Here is a 21638-nt window from a genome sequence, read left to right on the forward strand (position 1 = left end):
CCAACGGGTCAATTACGTCTGAACAGAACATCCTGAGATCGCTTGTCCCGGTGGTCGCCGCGCAGGTCTGCGTGCAGCGCCCGTCCGGCCTGTACGCCGGGGCGGGCGCTGACGGTTTCCAGCCAACGGGTGAAGTGGGGCTTGTCTTCCAGAACCTGTTGTTGTCCTTCCCACAGGCTTGCCCAACCCCAGATCGACATATCGGCGATAGAGTAGAAATCTCCGGCGACATATTCATGTTCGGCTAGGCGTTTATCCAACACGCCATAGAGGCGCGCGACCTCGGCCCGATAGCGGTCTTTGGCGTAAGGCAGGTCTTGTGGCGGGTCCAATTGTGGGGCGTATTTCAGAAAGTGATGCGCCTGGCCGGCCATGGGGCCGACGCCGCCCATCTGCCACATCAACCATTCCTCGACCGAAATGCGATCCCGTTCGGTCCTACCGTAGAACCGTCCCGTCTTCCGGGCCAGATACATCAGGATCGCGCCGCTTTCGAACACCGAAATGGGTGTGCTATCCGGGCCATCGTGGTCGACGATGGCTGGCATCCGGTTGTTTGGAGCGATCTTCAGGAAGTCAGGGTTGAACTGATCGCCCTCGCCGATATTGATCAGATGGGTGGTGTAAGGCAGCCCCATCTCTTCCAGGGCGATGGAGGCCTTCCAACCGTTTGGCGTGGGCCAGAAATACAGATCGATCATGAACGCTCCTCAGGTTGAAGAGATCATGATGCTTTCTGAGTAAACGGCAAGAGTTGCCTTGACTGAGGTAATGCAAAAAGCCGTGACCAGCGACGTTGTGTCTGTCCGGGCAGCCCCCGGCGTAAACGATCGAGGTTCAGGCCATGAGGGTCACGCAACAGCGCGTTATAAACGCGCAGCGCGCCGGGGCGGATGTAGCTGGACCAGTGGCAGACCCGACGCTGCGGTGCGCCGATCGGAGAGATCAGCTCCGATAGATGGCCCAGCGTGGCGGCGCAGTCTATCTGCATGGTCACTGCATTCGGTGCCTCAAGGCCACAGCCAATGCTGCGGTCGCCTGGCTCTTGGGGTTGGATCAGTCTTTCGAACAGGAAATCATACAGATCGTTTTCCCGGCTGGTGACATTGATGAATTCGGCCTGACGGCCCGTCTGAGTGTTCAGGGCCGCAAGCGCACGTGTCCGATAGGTTGCACCGGTCATGGATATGATTCGATTCAACGCACCGGGTTGGACATTGTGCAGGGCTTCAAGCGCCAGCTCGATACCCATGGAATGTCCGATGAAATGGATCGGACGGTCACGGAACATGTGCCGTAGGTCCGAGATGATCTGCGCAAGAACTCGCCCGGCTGCAACTGCATTGCGGTGGGCCGTCCAGATCGGTCCGCGCGCGTCCCAGCCAAAGGCGATGGCCAGCCCTTCGTCTTCGAACCCCGCACCGAACCCAAGCTGTTGTGGCCAGCTGGGACTGTACCATTGCATCGTTCGAGGAGTGAGCGACAAAATATGTTGATGAGGGCAGGCGTTCAGGTCGTTGGGGCGATACTTGTAGCCATGCGTCATGATGATGATCGGCCCCTGTGTGCTGCGCACCTCGTCCAGCGCTGCGCTGACAGGACGGCAGCTGCCATGCAGCAATGCCTGATTGTCTATGGCGTTGATCCTGATTATTGGCATTGGCTCTGCCTCATACAAGATGTTGTGGCCTTGCTCTCCCATAACGCTATGACGCCAAGATGAATGGAAGATTACAGAACCGTGACTATGCATTAGCTCGGGGTTGACGCAGTGATAGCCGGGGCGTATTGGCAACGTCAGAAACACGTGGCGATTTGTTACCGGATTGCGGGCCACGCTAAACAACACCGCTAAAAGGTCAGGATGAAAGACCCCTTTCGCTTGGCCGCGTCTGGGGTTTTTTGTTTGCCTGCGCGAAGGGCAGAAAGGACAGTTATGAGCGAGAGCTGGAACAAACGCACGCAAGCCGTTCACGGTGGCATCCGCCGCAGCCAGTATAACGAAGTCAGCGAAGCGATTTTCCTGACGCAGGGCTTTGTTTACGACAATGCCGAACAGGCCGAGGCCCGGTTTATCGAGACCGGCCCGGATGAGTTCATCTATGCCCGTTATGGCAACCCGACTGTGTCCATGTTCGAACAGCGCATCGCCGCGCTGGAAGGGGCAGAGGACGCGTTTGCCACCGCGTCGGGCATGGCGGCGGTCAATGGGGCGCTAACCTCGATCCTGAAGGCCGGAGATCATGTTGTGTCGGCCAAGGCGCTGTTTGGCTCGTGCCTCTATATTCTGGAAAACATCCTGACCCGGTATGGCGTCGAAGTGACCTTTGTCGATGGGACCGATCTGGAGCAGTGGAAGGCCGCGCTGCGCCCAGATACCAAGGCGGTGTTTTTCGAATCTATGTCCAACCCGACACTGGAAGTGATTGATATCGAATCGGTTTCCAAACTTGCACATGCGGTTGGCGCGGTGGTTGTTGTCGACAATGTGTTTTCGACACCGGTCTTTTCGCGGGCTATTGAGCAGGGGGCGGATGTCGTTGTCTACTCGGCCACCAAACATATCGATGGGCAGGGCCGCGCGCTGGGCGGTGTGATCCTTGGCACCAAGGAATTTATTCGCGGAACGGTCGAACCGTATCTAAAACATACCGGCGGCGCACTGAGCCCGTTCAATGCTTGGATCATGCTCAAGGGGCTTGAGACCATGGCCCTGCGGGTGAACGCGCAGGCCGAAACTGCGCAGAAGATTGCAGAGGCGCTGGAAGGGCACTCTGCCCTGGAACGCACGCTGTATCCGGGCCTGAAAACCCACGCGCAGAATGCGCTGGTGCAGGATCAGCTGGGTGGCAAGGGCGGAACCGTTCTGTCACTGGACATCAAGGGCGGCAAGGCGGCGGCCTTTGCGTTCCTGAATGCGATGACCATCCCGGTGATCTCTAACAATCTGGGGGATGCCAAATCGATTGCCACGCATCCCGCCACAACGACTCACCAGCGTCTGAGTGATGAACAGAAGGATGAGCTGGGTATCACCCCCGGCCTGATCCGCCTGTCCATCGGTCTTGAGGATGCAGACGATCTGTTGGCCGACATCCGGCAGGCGCTGGCTGCATCGCAGAGCTGATCAAACGCACACCGTGGCCCATGGCTGCGGTGTGCTGCCGGACCCTGCCTGAGATTGGGCGGTTTTGCCGCCGCGTCGCATTCTGAGTGCCCTGGGGCGCATTCGGTTGGAAAGTCGCGGTTTTATACAACTATTATTCATCCAGCCTACTAATCCGTGCGTATCGGGCTAGACTGGAAAAAGAACAGCAGTCGTATATATTCCGGCGACCAATCGAGGAACCGCAGCTTATGAATATTCATCCGCGCGATATCGACGAGACACCTGATCACGATGAGGCAGCCGCAGCACTTAAGGTGCTGCGGAAATGGGCGCTAAGCGCCTCGACGGCTGAAATCAATCAGCTGGACCCTGCGGTATCTCGGCTGCTGCCAGAACCTGCGCTTGGGAATTATCCGTCCATGTCTCGGGAATATCCCGAGGATTTCAAAGTCTCCGAGGCCTATAAAGCCTCGCTGCCTGACCTGCAAAATGGCCCTTCCAGCCTGATCCGGGGGGCTAAGCAGCAGATCCAGCATGTTGGCATTTCGAACTTTCGCTTGCCCATTCGGTTCCACCGCAAGGATGGCGCGGACCTGACGCTGGAAACCTCGGTCACCGGGACGGTCAGCCTTGAGGCTGAGAAGAAGGGCATCAACATGTCCCGGATCATGCGCTCGTTCTACAAGCACGCTGAGCGCACCTTTAGCTTTGAGGTGATGGAAGCGGCGCTGAACGACTATATGGCTGATCTGGAGAGCTTTGATGCGCGCATCCAGATGCGGTTTTCTTTCCCGGATATGGTCAGCAGCCTGCGGTCCGGATTGCAGGGGTATCAGTATTACGACATCGCGCTGGAGCTGGTCGAACAGAATGGCGTGCGTCAAAAGATCATCCATCTGGACTATGTCTATTCGTCGACATGTCCCTGTTCGCTTGAGCTCAGCGAACACGCGCGGGCGACGCGCGGACAATTGGCGACACCACATTCGCAACGCTCGGTCGCGCGGATTTCGGTCGAGGTGGATTGCGATGCGGATTGCCTGTGGTTCGAAGACCTGATCGCGCTGTGCCGTCGTGCGGTTCCGACAGAAACGCAAGTCATGGTCAAGCGCGAGGACGAGCAGGCCTTTGCCGAACTGAACGCCGCCAATCCGATCTTTGTCGAAGATGCGGCGCGTTTGTTCTGCGCCGAGTTACTGGCCGATCATCATGTACGCGACTTTCGCGTGATCGCCAGCCATCAGGAGAGCCTGCACAGCCATGACGCGGTTTCGATCCTGACCGAAGGGCCGACATTTGAGGCGGCAAGCCTAGATACGCGCTTGTTTTCTACGCTTTTTCACGTCGGATGAGCTTTTGGGCTGAATAAAAGGTCAGAACCAGTGCCTTTTCGCCGCAGTGCAGCAATTGTTGCTGCACTTGCGTCTATTCTTGGTCTATGGTGTCTCGGAATGCAGCTCTGGCAGCGCATCTCGTCGTGCTTGCCACCCCGAAAGGACGCCGAGCCGTGCAACGCCTTGGACTGCAAGACCTGACCAGCCGCCCGAGCAATCGGAGCGGGCAGGGTCCCTCTCTCTCAAATCGCTGGCTGCATTGCATCTACAGGAGATCGACGTAATGACCCCTATTCCCAATCCGTTCGAGCTGCAGGCTGCCGCGTTTCGCGTTGCAGGCTATACGGTGGCCAATCAGCTGAAGATCATGCAGATCATGGCGCGCTCGGCGATGGAACTGCCGATGGTTCCGTTCAATACACTGCAAGGTGCCGCGCCTGTCGCCGCACCAGAGCCGAAACCCGCCGCGGCCAAACCTGCAGCCAAGAAGGCGGCATCGGCCCCAAAACGTGCCAAACCGGCAAGGACAGCGGCCAAGCCGGCGAAACCGGTCGCAGCGCCCAAGCCGCGCGCGCAGGTTAAACCGGCGACGGCTGCGCAGAAAGCGCCCGCCAAAGCGGCGCCTGTGGCAACGAAAGTCGCCGAAACGCCGCAAAAACCGGTTGCGGCCAAACCTGCTGCAACTACGGCGAAACAGGCGGCGCCCAAATCTGCCCCGAAGCCGAAGGCAGCTGCCAAACCCGCACCGGTTGCCAAGCCAAAACCAGCCGCGGCTGAGCCCAAGCCCGCAGCGGCCGCGAAGCCCAAGCCGACGCCGCGGACACGCAAAGCTACAACGCCCAAAACAACGCCGCCTGCCAAACCGGTCGCCGCAGCGGCACCTGCGCCCGAGTTCAAAACGGTTGCCCGTCGGACCCGCGCGCCGTCCGAGCCGCCGGTGATGCCTGCCTCGAATGCAAAAAGCGAAGAGTAATTGCGGATCATCGGCTTGACATGATTGGAATGGCGGGCCAACGCTGCCCGTCATGATGGATCTTCGCCCGGTCGGATATGTGATTGGCCTGCTGGTCGCCATTCTTGGGGCGACCATGTTGCTGCCTATGTTTGCAGACTGGCTGGAAGGCCGGGGTGAGTGGCATGTCTTTTTCGAAAGCGCAGTGATCACCCTGCTGACGGGCACCGTTCTGGCGATGAGCTGTGCCAACGGTGTGGGAGAGGGGCTGACGATCCGCCAGACCTTTCTGCTGACCTCGGGCGTCTGGGTGGCGCTGCCGATTTTCGGGGCCATCCCCTTTATCTTTGGCGAGACCGAGTTGCGGTTTGTCGATGCTTACTTCGAGGCGATGTCGGGCCTGACCACAACCGGCTCGACCGTGATTTCAGCGCTGGATGACCTGCCCCAGGGCCTGCTGTTGTGGCGCGGTATCCTGCAATGGCTGGGCGGAATCGGCATCATTGTGGTCGCCATGGTGTTCTTGCCTGAACTGCGCGTTGGCGGGATGCAGATTTTCCGCTCGGAAGGGTTTGAAACCATGGGCAAAATCCTGCCTCGCGCGCAAGAGATCGCAGGGCAGATTTCCATGATCTACGTGGTTCTGACCTTTGTCTGCGTGCTGGTCTATGCCGGTCTGGGTATGAGTTTTTTTGACGCGCTGGTGCATGCGTTCACCACAATTTCGACGGGCGGGTTCTCGAACTATGACGCGTCATTCGGCACGTTTTCCGGCCCGGCGGAATATGCTGCGTCGGTCTTCATGATCCTCGCGGCACTGCCTTTTGTGCGGTATGTGCAGTTTGCCAATGGCAACACCAGTTCCCTTTGGCAAGACAGCCAGATCCGCGCGTTTCTGGCGACTATTCTGGTTCTGGTGGTGATCATGTCGGTGTTTCTGACCTCGGTCTTTCCGCATCATCTGGAACAGGCATTTCGGGAATCGCTGTTCAACATCACCTCGATCATTTCGGGCACCGGATATGCCAGCGTTGATTATATGGGATGGGGCAGCTTTCCGATCATGATCTTCTTTTTGATCGGGCTGATTGGGGGCTGCGCGGGCTCGACCGCGTGTTCGATCAAGATCTTCCGCTATCAACTGCTGTTTGCCTCAATCAAAACCCAGATCAGTCGCATCCGTTCACCCCATGGGGTGTTCATGCCGCGATATGACGGCCGCGCGATTAGCAGCGATGTTCTGACCTCGGTCATGAGCTTTTTCATGTTTTTCGTACTGTCGATGGGGGTCTTGTCCTGGGCGCTGGCGCTAACCGGGCTGGACTTCATCACCTCGGTTTCGGGCGCCGCAACGGCGTTGGCGAATGTAGGGCCGGGGCTGGGGGACCAGATCGGGCCCGCAGGCAATTTTGCCGGGCTTAACGACACCGCCAAATGGCTGTTGACCATCGGAATGCTGGTCGGGCGGCTTGAGCTTCTGGCCGTCTATGCGATCTTCACCGTTCAATTCTGGAGAGGCTGATGAAAAGACCCCTCGGTGCGCAGATTTCACACATGCTGAAGGATCGCGGTGTAGATGTGATCTTTGGCATTCCTGGCGTGCATAATCAGGAAATGTATCGCGGTATCGAAGAAGCTGGGATCACCCATGTTCTGGCGCGGCACGAACAAGGGGCCGGGTTCATGGCCGACGGTTATGCGCGGGCCACCGGCAAGCCGGGCGTGGCATATGTGATTACCGGACCGGGGCTGTGCAACGTCATGACACCGATGGGGCAAGCCTATTCGGATTCGGTGCCGATGCTGGTTTTGTCCTCTTGTCTGGACGAGACGCAGGGGTATCGCGGGCAATTGCACCAGATGAAAGATCAGCGCGCTGCGGCTGAGACGGTGGCGGATTGGTCCTGTCAGGCGAATGACGCGCAGGCGGCCTATGGCCTGATCGAGCGCGCCTTTGAAGAGTTCGAACTGTCGCGCCCGCGCCCCAAGCACATTCAGGTGCCGATTGCACAACTTGAGGCGATGGCCGATCCGGCCCCTTTTCCGAACCAGCCCGCATTGCCCACAAAGGCTGCGCCGCCTGACATTGCTCCGGTGATGTCCCTGCTGAATATCGCGCGCAGGCCGCTTTTCATTCTGGGGGGCGGGTGCCGCTCGAACCTATGGCGGCAAATCCTGAACCAGCTGGGGGCGGCCTGTTTTACTACCTTTGCGGGCCGGGGTATGGCAGGCACGGGCTATGCGCTGGATTTTGGCGCGATGCTGTCGCGGCCCGGCAGCGCTGATGTGATCGCCTCGGCCGATCTGGTGGTGGCCGTTGGGGCCGAGCTGGGCGAAGTTGACCTATGGCGCCGCCATCTGGGTCACAGCGCCCATCTGGTGCGCGTCGATCGGGACCCCGAGGTGCTGTCAGACCACCACCGCTCGGCGGTCAAGTTGCAGATGGATGGTGAGAGCTTTGCCCATGCCCTGTGGGCTGCGACCGAAACGGCCAAACCCGCGACGGGCTGGACCGCCGAAGAGGTCGCCGGCGCCCGCGCCCGCTGGCGATCCGAGGTGGATGCGGTGCGCCCCGGCGTGCTGCCAGTGGTGGACGCGCTGAAACAGGCGATGCCCGCAGATACGATGATCTATTCTGATATGACCCAGTTCGCCTATGTGGCGAAAGAAGTTTGGGACATGGCCTTTCCCTATCACTGGCATCACCCGACCGGCTTTGGCACGCTGGGCTATGCGCTGCCTGCGGGCATCGGCGGGGCCATGGCACGCCGTGGCAAACCCACGGCGGTGATCGCCGGAGATTACGGGTTTCAGTACACCCTGCAGGAACTGGGTGCTGCGGTCGAGCTGGGCTTGCCACTGCCCATTATCCTTTGGGACAACGGCAAGCTGAAAGAGATTGAGGACAGTATGGTGCATAGCCAGATCGCGCCAAATGCGGTTGTGGCGCGCAATCCCGATTTCTGCCGCCTGGCCGACGCCTTTGGCGCGCGCGCATCCGATCCGAACAGTCTGGATGAGATGCAGGCCGCCGTGCGGAGCGCATTTGACGCGCCGGTGCCGACATTGATCCGGGTCACGCCCGACATCATCTGAACGCAAAGCGGCGCATGTCCCAGCGCTGCCGCTTGTTTTCAATCGGTTGTTTTTAATCCCAGCAATGGACCAGCACGGTCATCCCAAGGGCGCGGCGGTTCAGCTCATTAGGTGAGATTTGCGCCGTCACCTGTCCCGATTGGCCGGAAACGCCCGCTTTGGTCAGGATGTCGCTCAGACGCGCGACCCCGGCGGCCAGGCTGACCGAGTCGGGCAGGGTGCGCCCTTCGGATTTCGTCGGCAGCAGCATGCCAACGACATTGCCGCTGTTGTCAAAAACCGGACCACCGGCATCGCCGGGCTGCGCGTTCAGCGACAGGCGCTTCACGCCATCCTCGCCGTTCAACCCGCGCACATCGGCAACCTGACCGTAGGTCAGCGTTGGGGCGCCAAGCGCGCCTTCGTAGGAAAAGCCGGACACAGCGACCTCGGACTGAATGCGGGGGGTATCCGCGCTGAATTCAGCGACGCTCATCGGGGCCAGATCCTGATTGGGGCGCAGGACCGAGATACCCAGATCGGTATCGGTCCAGGCAACCTGCACCTCCTGATCGCCGTCCAGCGTGATGCGGGTGCAGCTGTCTGCGGCCTCTGAGACTGTAAGGACCGTGCCGCTTGCATCCGCAAAAAAGCCCGAGCGCGACAGGCGCGGTTTGCGGATTTGCAGGCCCGAGACCAGATCGATGCGCTGCTCGGCATCCGCCCCGGCGCCCGCATCCAGAACCGATCCGGTTGTCGAAAAGCTGGATTTGACGGCCGCCAGCACACGCGCGCGGCGAGCGTCGTCGCCTTCGGGCCAGACCAGAGTAAAGCCCTTGATCTGACCGTCTTTCAGCGCGGCCTCGGTATAAGACACGATGCCATTGCCGCGCCCTTCCAGCGTGAACCTGTCGCCTTTCAGGGAACGCGGGCCGTCGAGGGGCACGATCTCGAGCGATTGCATCACTTCATACAGCGCGCGCAGGGTGGCTTTGTCGCCTTCCTGACTGATCAGCAGGGCCTGTGCCTGCGGAACCTCTGTGCCCGTGAAATGGGCAAAAGGCGCCTCATAGCGATCAAAGGCGACGGCAGCCAGCGGCAGGTCCAGTTCGATCCCGGCCTGGGCGTCGGTGTAGCGTTCCATACCGGCGCTGATCAGCGGCGCGTTATAGTCATCCATCAACGCCCGGCGTTGCAGCGTGGTTAGAACGCCGGTGTCGTCGTATCCGTTGAACCGCTGCCATTCGCCCATCGACCGGCGGGTTCCCTGACCAAAGGCGCCGTCAATGGTCGAGTTATAGAACCCTGCCGCCTGCAATGCGGTCTGCAGGTCTTTGCGTTCCTGCGCGGTCAGCAGACGTTCACCTTGCAGAGCTTGCGCGCGAGTTTCGTCAGACGCTTGCGGTGTGGGCTCGGCGCGCGGTGCGTCGGGCTGGGCCTCGGGTTGCACCGGGGCTGTCACGGTTGCGCTATCCACACCGCTGACGCCAATGGGCCAGAACTGCTGTCGCAGAGAGTTCGAAAAGGCGATGAAGCTGTCACCGGGGATTTGCCCTTCGGCGCGGTAAACGCGTAAGACCTGTTCAGCATCCTCGCGCAGATAGGGGCCGATGACGATGGCGTACCAGCCGCTGCTCAGGCGGAAGCCGCTGACATCGGGCAGGGTGTTGGAATAGGCCTGCGCGCGCTCTTGTGCCTCGCGCAGCGAAGGCTGTGCCTCGACCTGAACCCAGACGCCCGCGTCCTGTTGCGCGAATACGGCACGCATGCCGAAGAAGAAAAGAAATAGAAATGCCGTAAATACGCGTGTCATTGTCTGCCCGTGTTTCGCAGTGTTTTTGCTGTGGCGCAGAGTACCCGAATTCGCCCGCTGAACACCATGGTCGGAATACGGGGAATTTCTGGTGTGGCCCTGCAGCGACAGCCGGGCAGCATTGGCCCGTTGACGGCCACTGGCCCCTTGCATAGGAAGGGCAAAACCGACCGGAACCGGGCGCAAGTGGCGTCCAGAGGGAATGTCATGACCGAACAGTCCAGCGCACCACGTTCATTTCAGGAAATTATCCTGCGGCTCCAGACCTATTGGGCCTCAAAAGGCTGCGCAATCCTGCAGCCTTATGACATGGAAGTGGGGGCTGGCACGTTCCACCCGGCCACAACCCTGCGCGCGCTTGGCTCGAACGCTTGGGCTGCGGCCTATGTGCAGCCGTCGCGCCGCCCCACCGATGGGCGCTATGGTGAGAATCCGAACCGGTTGCAGCACTATTATCAGTACCAGGTGCTGATCAAACCCAGCCCGCCCGATCTGCAGGAGCTGTATCTGGGCAGCCTTGAGGCCATCGGGATCGACATGGCGCTGCACGACATCCGCTTTGTCGAGGATGACTGGGAAAGCCCCACTCTGGGCGCCTGGGGTCTGGGCTGGGAGGTCTGGTGCGACGGGATGGAAGTCAGCCAGTTCACCTATTTCCAGCAGGTGGGCGGTCATGACTGTTCGCCGGTTTCAGGCGAGTTGACCTATGGTCTGGAGCGTCTGGCCATGTATGTGCTGGGCATCGACCATGTGATGGACATGCCGTTCAACGATCCGCAGTCGCCCAGCCCGCTGACCTATGGCGACATCTTTAAGCAGACCGAAGAAGAATATGCCCGCTGGAACTTTGACGTGGCCAATACCGAAGTGTTGTTGCGTCATTTCGAAGAGGCCGAGGCCGAATGCGCCGCCATTCTGGCGCAGGAACATGACGACCCAAAAACCGGTAAGCGCATTATCATGGCGCATCCGGCTTATGACCAGTGCATCAAGGCGTCGCATATCTTCAACCTGCTGGACGCGCGGGGCGTGATCTCGGTGACCGAACGTCAGGCCTATATCGGCCGTGTCCGGGCGCTGGCCAAGCAATGCGCGGATGCGTTTGTGCTGACCGAGGCCGCCGGGCACGCGGCCTGATGATCCCGTTAGGCCAGACCTGGCAGCAAAGCCTTCAGGCCGTCGGCGATCATGCTAATTGCGATGGCCGAAAGGATCATGCCCATGAAACGGCTCATGATCACGCGTGCATTGTCCGACAGTTTCTTGGCCAGCCAGGCGGCGTTCCAGAAGGTAATAAGCAAAAGAGCCACAACAGCCAAGAAGACACCTGCGTAAACAATGGCTTCGATTGGTTTTTTAATGTGATGGGCATAGAGGATGAGCGTCGTAATCGTGCCCGGACCCACCAAGATCGGGAAAGCCAGCGGATAAAAGGCCACCGTCTCGGGCGCGGGGTAAGATTGCTTTTCCCCGTCGGTTCCGTGATGCGAGCTGCTCTCATTCCCGTTCAGCATGTTGAGGCCGATCATCAGTACAACCAGCCCACCGGCCACGCGCAGGTGATCGACGCTAATGCCGAACAGCCCCAACGCCTGACTGCCGACCGAGGCAAAGGCGCCACCGAGGATCAGGCAATAGATCGCAGTTTTCACCGCCACTTTCCGCTGATCGGCGGGCGACAGGCTTTGCGTGACACTGAGAAACACGGGCAGGTTGGTGATCGGGTTCATGATCGCAAACAGCGCGCCGAAAAATCCGACGGCAAGGGTCGTTTCCATATCGGCCACCTCGTTTCTGCCTGTATCTGGCCCGAACCTGTCCTATTTTACAAGAACTTGAAAGAGGCGGCATGAGCAGGAGTTCTCAGTTATGACCGGAAAGCTGCTGGCAATCCTTCTTCTCGTCTGCGCTGCTGCTGCTGGCATCGGCATGTATTACCTGCAGGTTTATGGGTTCTACTATGATGTTGAACCTCAACCCGGTGAGGATGTCGCGTTAATGTCTGAAGGCGGGCAGGGTGTGACGCCGATTGCGTATCGCGAGTTTCGGGCGATTGACGCTGATAGTTCTCCGATCCGGTATCGTGCCTGTTTTGAGACGGACCTGACGCCTGATCAACTGGCGGCCTCTTTTGTGCCGGTCGATGACCCGGAACCGCTAACCGCGCCGCGATGGTTTGACTGTTATGACGCGGTGGCACTGGCCGATGATCTGAAATCGGGCCGGGCGCGTGCGTTTATGGGGACCAAGAACATCCATTACGGCGTTGATCGGATTGTTGCCGTCACCGAAGATGGCCGGGGATATGTCTGGCACGCGCTGAACAATTGCGGCGAAAAGGCCTATGACGGCACGGTTGTTGGCGAGGAATGTCCGCCCAGACCGCAGAACTGAGAGGATGAGATGGGATACACGCTTGAGATCCCAGACTTTCTGACCGCCACGCTGGGCTTTGCCGTCTATCTGTTGGGCGCGCGGATCAATGCCGGTGTTCCCATCCTGCGCAGCTTTAACATACCCGAGCCCGTGACCGGAGGCCTCCTGGCCTCGCTGGTTGTGCTATTGCTGTATCTGGCGCTCGACATAGAGTTGTCGTTCGAGCTGAATACCCGCGATTTTCTGTTGGTTCTGTTCTTTGCCGGGATTGGTCTGAACGCGCGGCTGTCCGATTTGATTGCGGGCGGTAAGCCACTGTTGATCCTTCTGATTCTGACGCTCGTTACGATTGTGTTCCAGAACGTCATCGGGGCCGCCGGGGCAGCGATCTTTGGCTATCCGGCACAATCCGGCGTTCTGTTCGGCTCTGCTGCACTGATCGGGGGGCATGGCACTGCTATTGCGTGGGCCCCGGATGTGGCCGAGGCCACCGGACTGGACGGCGCGACCGAGCTGGGCGTGGCTGTCGCGACGCTGGGCCTTGTTCTGGCGGCGCTGGTAGGGGGGCCGATTGGCCGTCTGCTGATCGAAGGGCGCAAGCTGTCCCCGGATCGACCCGAAGAGGAACATACCGTTGGCCTGCCGGATGACACGGATCAGCCCGATGATATCAGCCACCTGACCATCATGCGGGTGCTGCTGTATCTGAACCTTGCGATTATTACCGGATACGCCTTGGGCGAAGTCATCACCGCCGCCGGGTTAAAGCTGCCGCTGTTTGTGCCTTGTCTGATCATGGGGATCGTGATCGCGAATCTCAGGGCGGTTCTGCGCCCCTCGGCCCCGCCGGTGTCGCGTACGCCATCGCTGGCGCTGATCTCGGAATTTGCGCTGGGCGCGTTTCTGGCCATGTCGCTGATGAGCCTGCAGCTCTGGACTATTGCGCAGCTGGGCATGGCGATTGCGGTGATCATGGCGGCGCAGACGCTGTTTGCGGTGGCCTTTGTGATCTGGGTTCTGTTCCCGCTGATGGCGGGCAACTACCGCGCCGCCGTGCTGTCCGCCGGGTTTGGGGGCTTTGCTTTGGGCGCAACCCCCACCGCAATTGCGAATATGACGGCTGTGACCAAGAGATATGGCCCGTCGCCTATTGCCTTTATCGTGCTCCCCCTTGTATCCGCATTCTTTGTGGATATTGCCAATGCCATCGTCATTCAGACGATTGTAAATTTCTAAGGACTGAAAATGCCCGACCTGCTGATCGAACTGTTTTCCGAGGAAATCCCCGCGCGGATGCAAGCCCGTGCCGGTGAGGATCTGAAAAAGCGGATCACCGATGGTTTGGTCGAGGCGGGCCTGACCTATGCGGGTGCTGCGGCGCTGACGACGCCCCGCCGTCTGACGCTGGCGATTGAGGGGCTGCTGGCCGAAAGCCCGACCATCCGCGAAGAACGCAAAGGCCCCAAGGTCGGCGCGCCGGACAAAGCCATCGAAGGGTTCCTACGCGGTGCGGGCCTGACCCGCAATCAGTTAGAGGAACGTGAGACACCCAAGGGCGCGGTCTATTTCGCCACCATCGAGAAAGCCGGGCGCCCGGCGGCCGAGATTGTGGCCGAAGTGCTTGAGGCGACGATCCGTAACTTCCCCTGGCCGAAATCCATGCGCTGGGGCAGCGGGTCGATGCGCTGGGTTCGGCCACTGCACTCGATCCTGTGCATCCTGAGCGATGAAAGCGGCGTACAGGTTGTGCCGATGGAGATCGAAGGGATCAAGACCGATGACACAACCGAAGGTCATCGGTTCATGGCACCGGGTCGGTTCTCGGTCAGCTCATTCGAGGATTATGCCGCCAAGCTGAAACGCGCTTTTGTGGTGCTGTCGCCTGCAGAACGGGCCGAGCATATCTGGAACGACGCCCAGAACATGGCCTTTGCCGCTGGTCTCGAGGTGGTCGACGACAAGGGCCTGCTGGCCGAGGTTGCCGGGCTGGTGGAATGGCCGGTGGTCCTGATGGGCAAGATCGATGACGAATTCCTCGACCTGCCACCAGAGGTGCTGCAGACCTCGATGAAAGAGCATCAGAAGTTCTTTTCCGTGAAGAACCCCAAGACCGGTCGGATCGAGCGGTTTATCACCGTGGCCAACCGCGAAACCGCCGACAACGGCGCGACCATTCTGGCGGGGAACCAGAAGGTGCTGTCGGCGCGTCTGGCCGATGCGAAATTCTTCTGGGAGAACGATCTGCGCGTTGCCAAATCGGACATCGCCCAATGGACCCGCGCGCTGGAGAATGTGACCTTCCACAATAAGCTTGGCACACAGGCTGAACGGATCGACCGCATCGCGGCGCTGGCCCGCGAACTGGCCCCGGTTGTTGGAGCGGATGCGGAACAGGCCGAAAGAGCCGCGCGTCTGGCCAAGGCCGATTTGAGTTCTGAGATGGTCTATGAATTCCCGGAATTGCAGGGGCTTATGGGGCGGTATTACATCGAAGCGGCGGGCGAAGATGCCGCCGTGGCTGCTGTGGCGCAGAATCATTACTCGCCGTTGGGGCCGTCAGATGACGTGCCGACCGCGCCTTTGTCGGTGACCGTGGCACTGGCGGATAAGCTGGACACGCTGACTGGGTTCTGGGCGATTGATGAGAAGCCCACCGGATCGAAAGACCCGTTTGCTCTGCGCAGAGCGGCGTTGGGGGTTATCCGGTTGCTTTTGGAGAACGAACTGCAGATTTCGATACTTGATACGGCAACACTAGGAATTCTCAGCAACGACACTGGAGTATCGAAAGCCCGTGCGGACGAACTAAACAAATTAGCCGAAGAATACCGAGAAAAGTCCGGCGATGGGACATTCCAGACCTATCCTGCGACAATTACACTTGGTGTGATGGTCGCAGGAAGAGAGGTAGACTCACGCACGATTGATCTCCTCTCCTTCTTCCACGACCGCCTCAAAGTCTTCCTTCGCGATGAGGGCATCCGCCACGACGTGATCGACGCCTGTATCGCGATGGACGGCAATGACGACCTCAACCTGCTGGTCAAACGTGCTCGTGCGCTGAACGCGGTGATTGCGACCGAGGATGGAGAGAACCTCGTGCAGGGGTTCAAGCGCGCCAATAACATCCTGTCTCAGGCGGAAGAGAAAGATGGGGTGGAATACTCCTACGGTGCGGATGTGAAGTTTGCCGAGACGGACAGCGAAAAGGCTCTGTTTGCAGCCTTGGACGCGGCTGAGGCCCAGATTGATCCGGCGCTCAAGGCCGAGGATTTCCCGGCGGCGATGTCGGCCATGGCGGGCTTGCGCGGGCCGGTGGATGCGTTCTTTGAAGATGTGCAGGTCAATACTGACAATGATATCCTGCGCCGCAACCGTCTGAACCTGCTGAGCCAGATCCGTCAGGTCTGCTCTAGTGTCGCGGATTTGACGCTGATCGAAGGGTAAAGCCTTGGGCGCGCGTGTTAGCGCGCCCATAACGCCCTTGCGCGAAAGACAAACGCGCTTATGCTGCGGTGAAACCAAAAGGTGCTGCAGTGCAGAATAATCCACATACCACCCTGATTACCCCGGATGCGCCGGTGGCTGCGAACACGCATGGCGGGCGGGCGAAGTGCCTGCAGCGTCTGGTTCGGCTGGAATTGCCAGTGCCGCGGACCGTGGCGCTGTCCTTTGAGGCGGTGCTGCGGCTGGCTGAAGGGGATGTGCCGGATATCGGTGCGGTGCTGGAACAGTTCGATGCAACTGCGCTGCTCTGCGTCCGGCCCAGTTCGGAAGACCCGGATTGGGGCGGCCCCGGTGCGGTGCTGAACATCGGCATGAACGATGCGCGGTACGTGGACCTGTCAGACACAATGGGGGCCGAGGCGGCGGCGGCGCTGTATCTGCGCTTTGTCCAGAGCTATGCGATCCATGTCGCGCGGCTGGATGCAGATGTCTTTGATGACATCGACGCCGATGGTCGCGAGGGTTTGCGTCTGTCGCTGAAGGCGTATGAGGATGAAACCGACGAGGCCTTTCCGCAGGATCGCGGCGAGCAACTGATCGGTGTGTTGCGGTCGATGGCGCGGGCATGGGATGGCACGTCGGCCCGGTTGCTGCGCCAGGCCAAGGGCGCGCCTGCCGATGCGGGGCTGGGGTTGGTCATACAAGAGATGATTCCGGGTGTCGGGCAGGGCGAGTGCGGCTCGGGCGTTTTGCAACTGGTTGATCCGACCACCGGGATGCCGCAGATCACCGGTCGCTATCTGAGCCAGAGCCAGGGGCGGGATGCACTGGGCGAAGGGGTTGCCGCGCTCTATCTGGAAAAGGACCCGCGCGGACGCTCGCTGGAGGAGGTCGCGCCCGAAGCGTTTGCGGACCTCAAGCAGCATGCCGCTCTGATGCGGGTCAAGCTGCGCGAAGAGATGCAGGTCGAGTTTGTGATCGAGAACGGGCATGTCCACATTCTGGACGGCGTCCGGGTGCAGCGCAGTGCCCGTGCAGCCATGCGGATTGCCGTGCATCTGGCTGAGGACGGGATCATTCCGCCGCAAGAGGCGGTGATGCGTATCGATCCCCATTCGCTGAACGAACTGCTGCACCGGCAGGTGCATCCCGAGGCTCGGCGCGATGTGCTGACCACTGGGATCGCCGCTAGTCCCGGTGCCGCGACGGGCCGTATCGTCTTTACCTCAGCCGAGGCACAAGCCAGTGCCTCGCGCGGGGAGCCGTGTATTCTGGTGCGTCGTGAGACCTCGCCCGAAGATGTACGCGGGATGCATGCGGCAGTGGCGGTTCTGACCGAAAAGGGTGGCATGACCAGCCACGCGGCGGTGATCGGGCGCGGTTTGGGGCTGCCTTGCATCGTTGGTGCGTCGGACTTGCGGTTCCAGTCCAAGAAAAAGCTGCTGAGCACGCGGGACGGCCGGGTGTTCAAAACCGGCGACGTCCTGACAATCGACGGCAGTTCGGGGCAGGTTCTGGCGGGCGAGCCGGCCATGCTGGAAGCCGCCCTGGACGACTGTTTCCAGACCCTGATGAGCTGGGCGGATGCCGAGCGTGATATCGCCATTCGCGCCAACGCGGACACGCCCGCCGACGCGCAGACCGCCCGAAATTTTCAGGCTGAAGGCATCGGGTTGTGTCGGACCGAGCATATGTTCTTTGATCCGGGCCGCCTGATCGTGATGCGCGAGATGATTTTTGCACAAACCCCCTCTGGTCGTGCGGCGGTGCTGGAGCGATTGCTGCCCATGCAGCGCGAAGATTTTGTGCAGCTGTTCCGTATCATGGAGGGGCAGCCGGTCTGCATTCGTCTGTTCGACCCTCCGCTGCATGAGTTCCTGCCTACAACGCGCCTTGGACAACGCGAACTGGCCGAGGCGCTGGACCTGCCGGTTTCAGATGTTGAACGGCGGGTGGCCGCAATGACGGAATATAACCCGATGCTGGGTCTGCGGGGCGTCCGCCTTGGGGTGACCGTGCCCGAGATTTACGACATGCAAGCGCGCGCGATCTTTGAGGCGACGCTGGAGGCGCGGCAGAACGGCGCCCTCGTCGTACCCGAGGTGATGATTCCGCTGGTGTCTGCCAATCGCGAGGTCGAGCTGGTCAAATCGCGCATCGACTCTGTGGCTACTGCGGTTGCCGCAGAAAAAGGCCAGGAATTCGAATATCGTCTGGGGGTTATGGTCGAAACACCGCGCGCATGTCTGCGAGCCGAAGAGATTTCGCCGCATACCTCGTTCCTGAGTTTCGGGACCAACGACCTGACCCAGATGACCTATGGCTTGTCCCGCGACGATGCGGGTCGGTTCATGTCAGCCTATGTCCAGCAGGGCGTCTTTACCGAAGATCCATTCCATGTGCTTGACCCTGACGGTGTGGGCGAGTTGCTGAAGCTGGGGGCAGAGCGCGGCCGGGCCGCGCAGCCTGACGTGACCCTGTCGGTCTGCGGTGAACATGGCGGAAACCCCGAATCAATCGCGATTTGCCGCGATCTAGGGTTCGACTATGTGTCCTGCTCGCCCTTCCGGGTACCCGTCGCTCGGCTGGCTGCCGCTCAACTGGCAATTTCGTCCAAACTTGGGGGTTGACACGCACAATCCGCCCAAGGATTAGTGGGTTTGGGATGGACCTGTGGCCAAATTTAATTGGTCTCGCGGGCGGATTTCCTCTTGCTTTTTTTTGAGAACTGGACGTCTGCCCTGAACTGGGGTAGTAGCCTCGTCGCGCCCGCCGGGGGAGGGTATGGCGCATATTGTGCCTGTGCGAGGTTATCTGATGCTACGTTACATACTGGCTGTTGCCATGTCGGCAGCAGCTATGCTGCCGAGTGTTTCCTTCGCCGAGAGGGAAGCAACAAATACTGCTAAACGTGAACTGGTTGCTCGGGGTGAGCTGCCGGTCCAAAGCTTCCGCGACTATCTGAAGCTTTTCAAGCCGCGGAAGGTGCAGGAGCCTATTGAGGTTTCATATTCGAAGACGTGGCTGGATCAACAGCCAAAAGCGACCGGAGATGAGCATTGGCAATGTCTTGCCGAGGCGTTGTATTTCGAGGCGCGCGGTGAAAGTGTGCGTGGGCAGTTCGCCGTTGCCGAGGTGATCCTGAACCGTGTCAAAAGCGGTCGTTTTCCGGACTCGCTGTGTGGTGTGATCCGCCAGGGGACTGGTCGGAAATACCAGTGCCAGTTTACCTATACCTGCGACGGGCAGAAAGAGGTGATCCACGAGAAGAAGGCGTATGAGCGGGTTGCCAAGGTTGCGCGGGCTGCCATCGATGGCGTCAGCGTACCTTTGACCGAAGGCGCCACCCATTATCATACCAAAGCGGTTCGCCCTTCCTGGGCACGGGTCTACAAGGAAACCGCGCGGATTGGTGTGCATATCTTCTATCGGCACAACTATCAGACGGCGAGCAACTGATTGCCAGGCGGGGTCTCGCAATGCGAGACGCCGCATTCAACGGCTGGATTGGCGTTTGTTTGGATGCTATAGGCGCGCGGCACCGTATACTTTGGGCCAACTTGCCCACTGAGCCGAAAAGGCCCGTCCTATGAGTTCTGAAGTTCGCCTTGCCTTTGCGCATCCGTCTGAACGGTCCGAAGCCACTGCGCCGCGCGGCCCGCTGGATCGCATCTCGCTGCGCGACCATATTGTCGAGGTCGAGATCGGGGCCTTCCAGGCCGAGCGGGGCACGACTCAGCGCATCTGTTTCAACGTTGTCGTTGAGGTCCGTCCTCTGACTGACCCCATAGACGACGATGTGGATCGTATCCTGTCCTATGATCGTGTGACCGAGGCGATTGCCTTTGAACTGGCGGCTGAGCGTTTGAATCTGCTTGAGACGCTGGCGGATCGGATTGCTGAACGTATTCTGCTTGAGCCTCAGGCTGTAAGAGCTTTTGTTCGCATTGAAAAATTGGATCGCGGCCCCGGCGCACTAGGGGTTGAGATTGTACGCGGCAGGGATGGAGTGCATCACGAAGTGGTCGAGGAAGAGCGCCCGCATCCGCGTCTGGTGTTCCTGTCGAATGACGCGATTGCTTCGGATAATCTGACCGGCTGGATCGATCAGCTTGAGAATCGGCAGCGCCCGTTGATCCTGTGCGTTGGTGCCGCGGATCTGCAGGTCTCGCAGACGGGACATGCGATGACACAGCGTCGGATCGACCTGCTGGCGATTGAACAGAACGCATGGGTGCTGGCGGCACGCGATCATCGCTGCGTCGTTGTCTCGACGCGGACCGAGCTGGATTGGGCGATGAAGAACGGTCAGATCTGCGTCTGGGCTCCGTCCAAGATCGTGCTGGATGCGGTGGACGGACCCTCTGCTGCTCCGTCTGACGCAGTGGCGCTGGCGGCATGGTTTGCGGCCACATTTGAGGCTAGCGAAATGCTGGTGATCGGTGGCGACTTGCCCGAGGCTCCCAAAACCCCGCTGCGGGCGGTTTCGGTCGAGCAAAAGCAGCTGTGAGTGTCTATTTCCGCCCGTTGGTGCAGCATGGCCCGGCCCGGCCGCAAAACGCCGTCGCGCTTGCGGGGCAAGCGCTGTGGTTCACCCAAGCTGAAAAGCTGACCCGCTCGGGCGGGTCCGAGGTTGTCGAGCTGTCCGAGATTCCACCGCATATGTTGGATCGGCTCACTCGGGCGCGCGCACCGATTGTCGGGTTGGACATGGGGTGTCCACAGATCATGGGCATCCTCAACGCAACGCCTGACAGTTTCTCGGACGGTGGGTTGCACAATTCGGTGGCGACAGCGCGTGCGGCGGCGGCCGAGATGGTTGCGCATGGGGCCACTATCCTCGATATCGGCGGTGAATCGACGCGTCCCGGCGCGGCTTTTGTGCCCGTTGATGAGGAAATCGAACGGACCCGCCCGCTGATCGCGGCCATTCGTGAGGACACCGATGCGCTGATCTCGATCGATACGCGCAAGGCGGCCGTGGCCCGGGCCGCGTGGGAGGCGGGGGCTGGCCTGATCAATGATGTGTCAGGCTTTACCTTTGACGCCGATCTTGCCCCTTACTGTGCAGGGATCAAAGCGCCCGTCTGCGTGATGCATATGCAGGGCGATCCCGCCACCATGCAGGACGATCCGCAATATGAGAACGTGTTGCTGGATGTGTATGATTTTCTTGAGGCGCAGATCACGCATCTGGAACAGCTAGGCCTGAGCCGTGATCTGATCGTTATCGATCCGGGCATCGGGTTCGGCAAAACTGAGGCGCATAACCTGACGCTGCTGCGCAATCTCAGCCTGTTCCACGGGTTGGGCTGCCCGATCTTGCTGGGCGTGTCGCGCAAGGGCTTTATTGGCTCGATCGGCAGAGAGCCGCGCAAAGATGCGCGCGCGCCGGGATCAATTGCTGTTGCTTTGGCCGGATTGTCGCAAGGTGTGCAAATCATCCGGGTGCATGACGTGGCCGAGACGTCTCAGGCCTTGCGTCTGTGGGCTGTCGTCCGGTAATCCGGTCGCAGGTACCAAATTTTGTGG

At 60.0% G+C, this 21638-nt stretch carries 17 protein-coding genes and 1 riboswitch; of the genes, 13 read left to right on the plus strand and 4 right to left on the minus strand.

Going from position 1 to position 21638, the window contains the following annotated elements:
• Window positions 1-8 precede the first annotated feature (8 nt).
• Window positions 9-701, minus strand: a complete 693-nt coding sequence (locus ACR0I7_RS01955; RefSeq protein ID WP_480507888.1) for a glutathione S-transferase N-terminal domain-containing protein — start codon at window positions 699-701, stop codon at window positions 9-11.
• Between the two features lie 23 nt (window positions 702-724).
• Window positions 725-1660, minus strand: a complete 936-nt coding sequence (locus tag ACR0I7_RS01960) for an alpha/beta hydrolase (RefSeq protein WP_480507890.1) — start codon at window positions 1658-1660, stop codon at window positions 725-727.
• A 137-nt stretch (window positions 1661-1797) separates the two neighbouring features.
• Window positions 1798-1875, plus strand: a riboswitch (SAM riboswitch).
• 61 nt (window positions 1876-1936) lie between these two features.
• On the opposite strand from ACR0I7_RS01960, the gene metZ reads away from it, so the two are divergent.
• The 5 genes from metZ (at window position 1937) to ACR0I7_RS01985 (ending at window position 8491) form a co-directional block, all read left to right on the plus strand.
• Complete coding sequence (gene metZ, locus ACR0I7_RS01965; RefSeq protein ID WP_480507892.1) at window positions 1937-3127, plus strand: O-succinylhomoserine sulfhydrylase; 1191 nt, start codon at window positions 1937-1939, stop codon at window positions 3125-3127.
• A gap of 230 nt (window positions 3128-3357) precedes the next feature.
• Window positions 3358-4461 (plus strand): GTP cyclohydrolase FolE2, encoded by a 1104-nt coding sequence (gene folE2, locus ACR0I7_RS01970; protein WP_480507894.1) that lies wholly within the window; start codon window positions 3358-3360, stop codon window positions 4459-4461.
• A gap of 265 nt (window positions 4462-4726) precedes the next feature.
• Window positions 4727-5416 carry a hypothetical protein gene (locus tag ACR0I7_RS01975; RefSeq protein WP_480507896.1) on the plus strand — a complete coding sequence of 230 codons (690 nt, stop codon included), beginning with the start codon at window positions 4727-4729 and terminating at the stop codon, window positions 5414-5416.
• Window positions 5417-5468: 52 nt separating this feature from the next.
• The gene (locus ACR0I7_RS01980) at window positions 5469-6917 is read left to right on the plus strand and encodes a TrkH family potassium uptake protein (RefSeq protein WP_480507898.1); all 1449 of its coding nucleotides are present in this window, start codon (window positions 5469-5471) and stop codon (window positions 6915-6917) included.
• The gene (locus ACR0I7_RS01985; RefSeq protein ID WP_480507900.1) at window positions 6917-8491 is read left to right on the plus strand and encodes a thiamine pyrophosphate-binding protein; all 1575 of its coding nucleotides are present in this window, start codon (window positions 6917-6919) and stop codon (window positions 8489-8491) included. Before ACR0I7_RS01980 ends, ACR0I7_RS01985 begins: the two co-directional genes overlap by 1 nt.
• 52 nt (window positions 8492-8543) lie before the next feature.
• Here ACR0I7_RS01985 and ACR0I7_RS01990 read toward each other — a convergent pair whose 3' ends face one another.
• The gene (locus ACR0I7_RS01990; RefSeq protein ID WP_480507902.1) at window positions 8544-10283 is read right to left on the minus strand and encodes a serine protease; all 1740 of its coding nucleotides are present in this window, start codon (window positions 10281-10283) and stop codon (window positions 8544-8546) included.
• A gap of 207 nt (window positions 10284-10490) precedes the next feature.
• On the opposite strand from ACR0I7_RS01990, the gene ACR0I7_RS01995 reads away from it, so the two are divergent.
• Window positions 10491-11420, plus strand: a complete 930-nt coding sequence (locus ACR0I7_RS01995) for a glycine--tRNA ligase subunit alpha (protein WP_480507904.1) — start codon at window positions 10491-10493, stop codon at window positions 11418-11420.
• Window positions 11421-11428: 8 nt separating this feature from the next.
• Here the strand turns inward: ACR0I7_RS01995 and ACR0I7_RS02000 are convergent, their stop codons facing one another.
• The gene (locus tag ACR0I7_RS02000; RefSeq protein WP_480507906.1) at window positions 11429-12061 is read right to left on the minus strand and encodes a MarC family protein; all 633 of its coding nucleotides are present in this window, start codon (window positions 12059-12061) and stop codon (window positions 11429-11431) included.
• A 91-nt stretch (window positions 12062-12152) separates the two neighbouring features.
• Here ACR0I7_RS02000 and ACR0I7_RS02005 point away from each other — a divergent pair, with 91 nt between their 5' ends.
• The 7 genes from ACR0I7_RS02005 (at window position 12153) to folP (ending at window position 21611) form a co-directional block, all read left to right on the plus strand.
• Window positions 12153-12677, plus strand: a complete 525-nt coding sequence (locus ACR0I7_RS02005) for a DUF6446 family protein (protein WP_480507908.1) — start codon at window positions 12153-12155, stop codon at window positions 12675-12677.
• Window positions 12678-12686: 9 nt separating this feature from the next.
• Window positions 12687-13895, plus strand: coding sequence for a sodium/glutamate symporter (gltS, locus tag ACR0I7_RS02010; protein WP_480507910.1), 1209 nt, complete (start codon window positions 12687-12689; stop codon window positions 13893-13895).
• Between the two features lie 9 nt (window positions 13896-13904).
• Complete coding sequence (glyS, locus tag ACR0I7_RS02015; protein WP_480507912.1) at window positions 13905-16106, plus strand: glycine--tRNA ligase subunit beta; 2202 nt, start codon at window positions 13905-13907, stop codon at window positions 16104-16106.
• Between the two features lie 68 nt (window positions 16107-16174).
• Window positions 16175-18736, plus strand: coding sequence for a putative PEP-binding protein (locus tag ACR0I7_RS02020; RefSeq protein WP_480507914.1), 2562 nt, complete (start codon window positions 16175-16177; stop codon window positions 18734-18736).
• A gap of 187 nt (window positions 18737-18923) precedes the next feature.
• Window positions 18924-19565 carry a cell wall hydrolase gene (locus ACR0I7_RS02025; protein ID WP_480507916.1) on the plus strand — a complete coding sequence of 214 codons (642 nt, stop codon included), beginning with the start codon at window positions 18924-18926 and terminating at the stop codon, window positions 19563-19565.
• 130 nt (window positions 19566-19695) lie between these two features.
• Window positions 19696-20616, plus strand: coding sequence for a dihydroneopterin aldolase (locus ACR0I7_RS02030; RefSeq protein ID WP_480507918.1), 921 nt, complete (start codon window positions 19696-19698; stop codon window positions 20614-20616).
• Complete coding sequence (gene folP / locus ACR0I7_RS02035; protein WP_480507920.1) at window positions 20613-21611, plus strand: dihydropteroate synthase; 999 nt, start codon at window positions 20613-20615, stop codon at window positions 21609-21611. The genes ACR0I7_RS02030 and folP overlap by 4 nt, the downstream gene beginning before the upstream one ends.
• Window positions 21612-21638: the final 27 nt, after the last annotated feature.

This window comes from Ruegeria sp. AM1 (assembly GCF_056540745.1).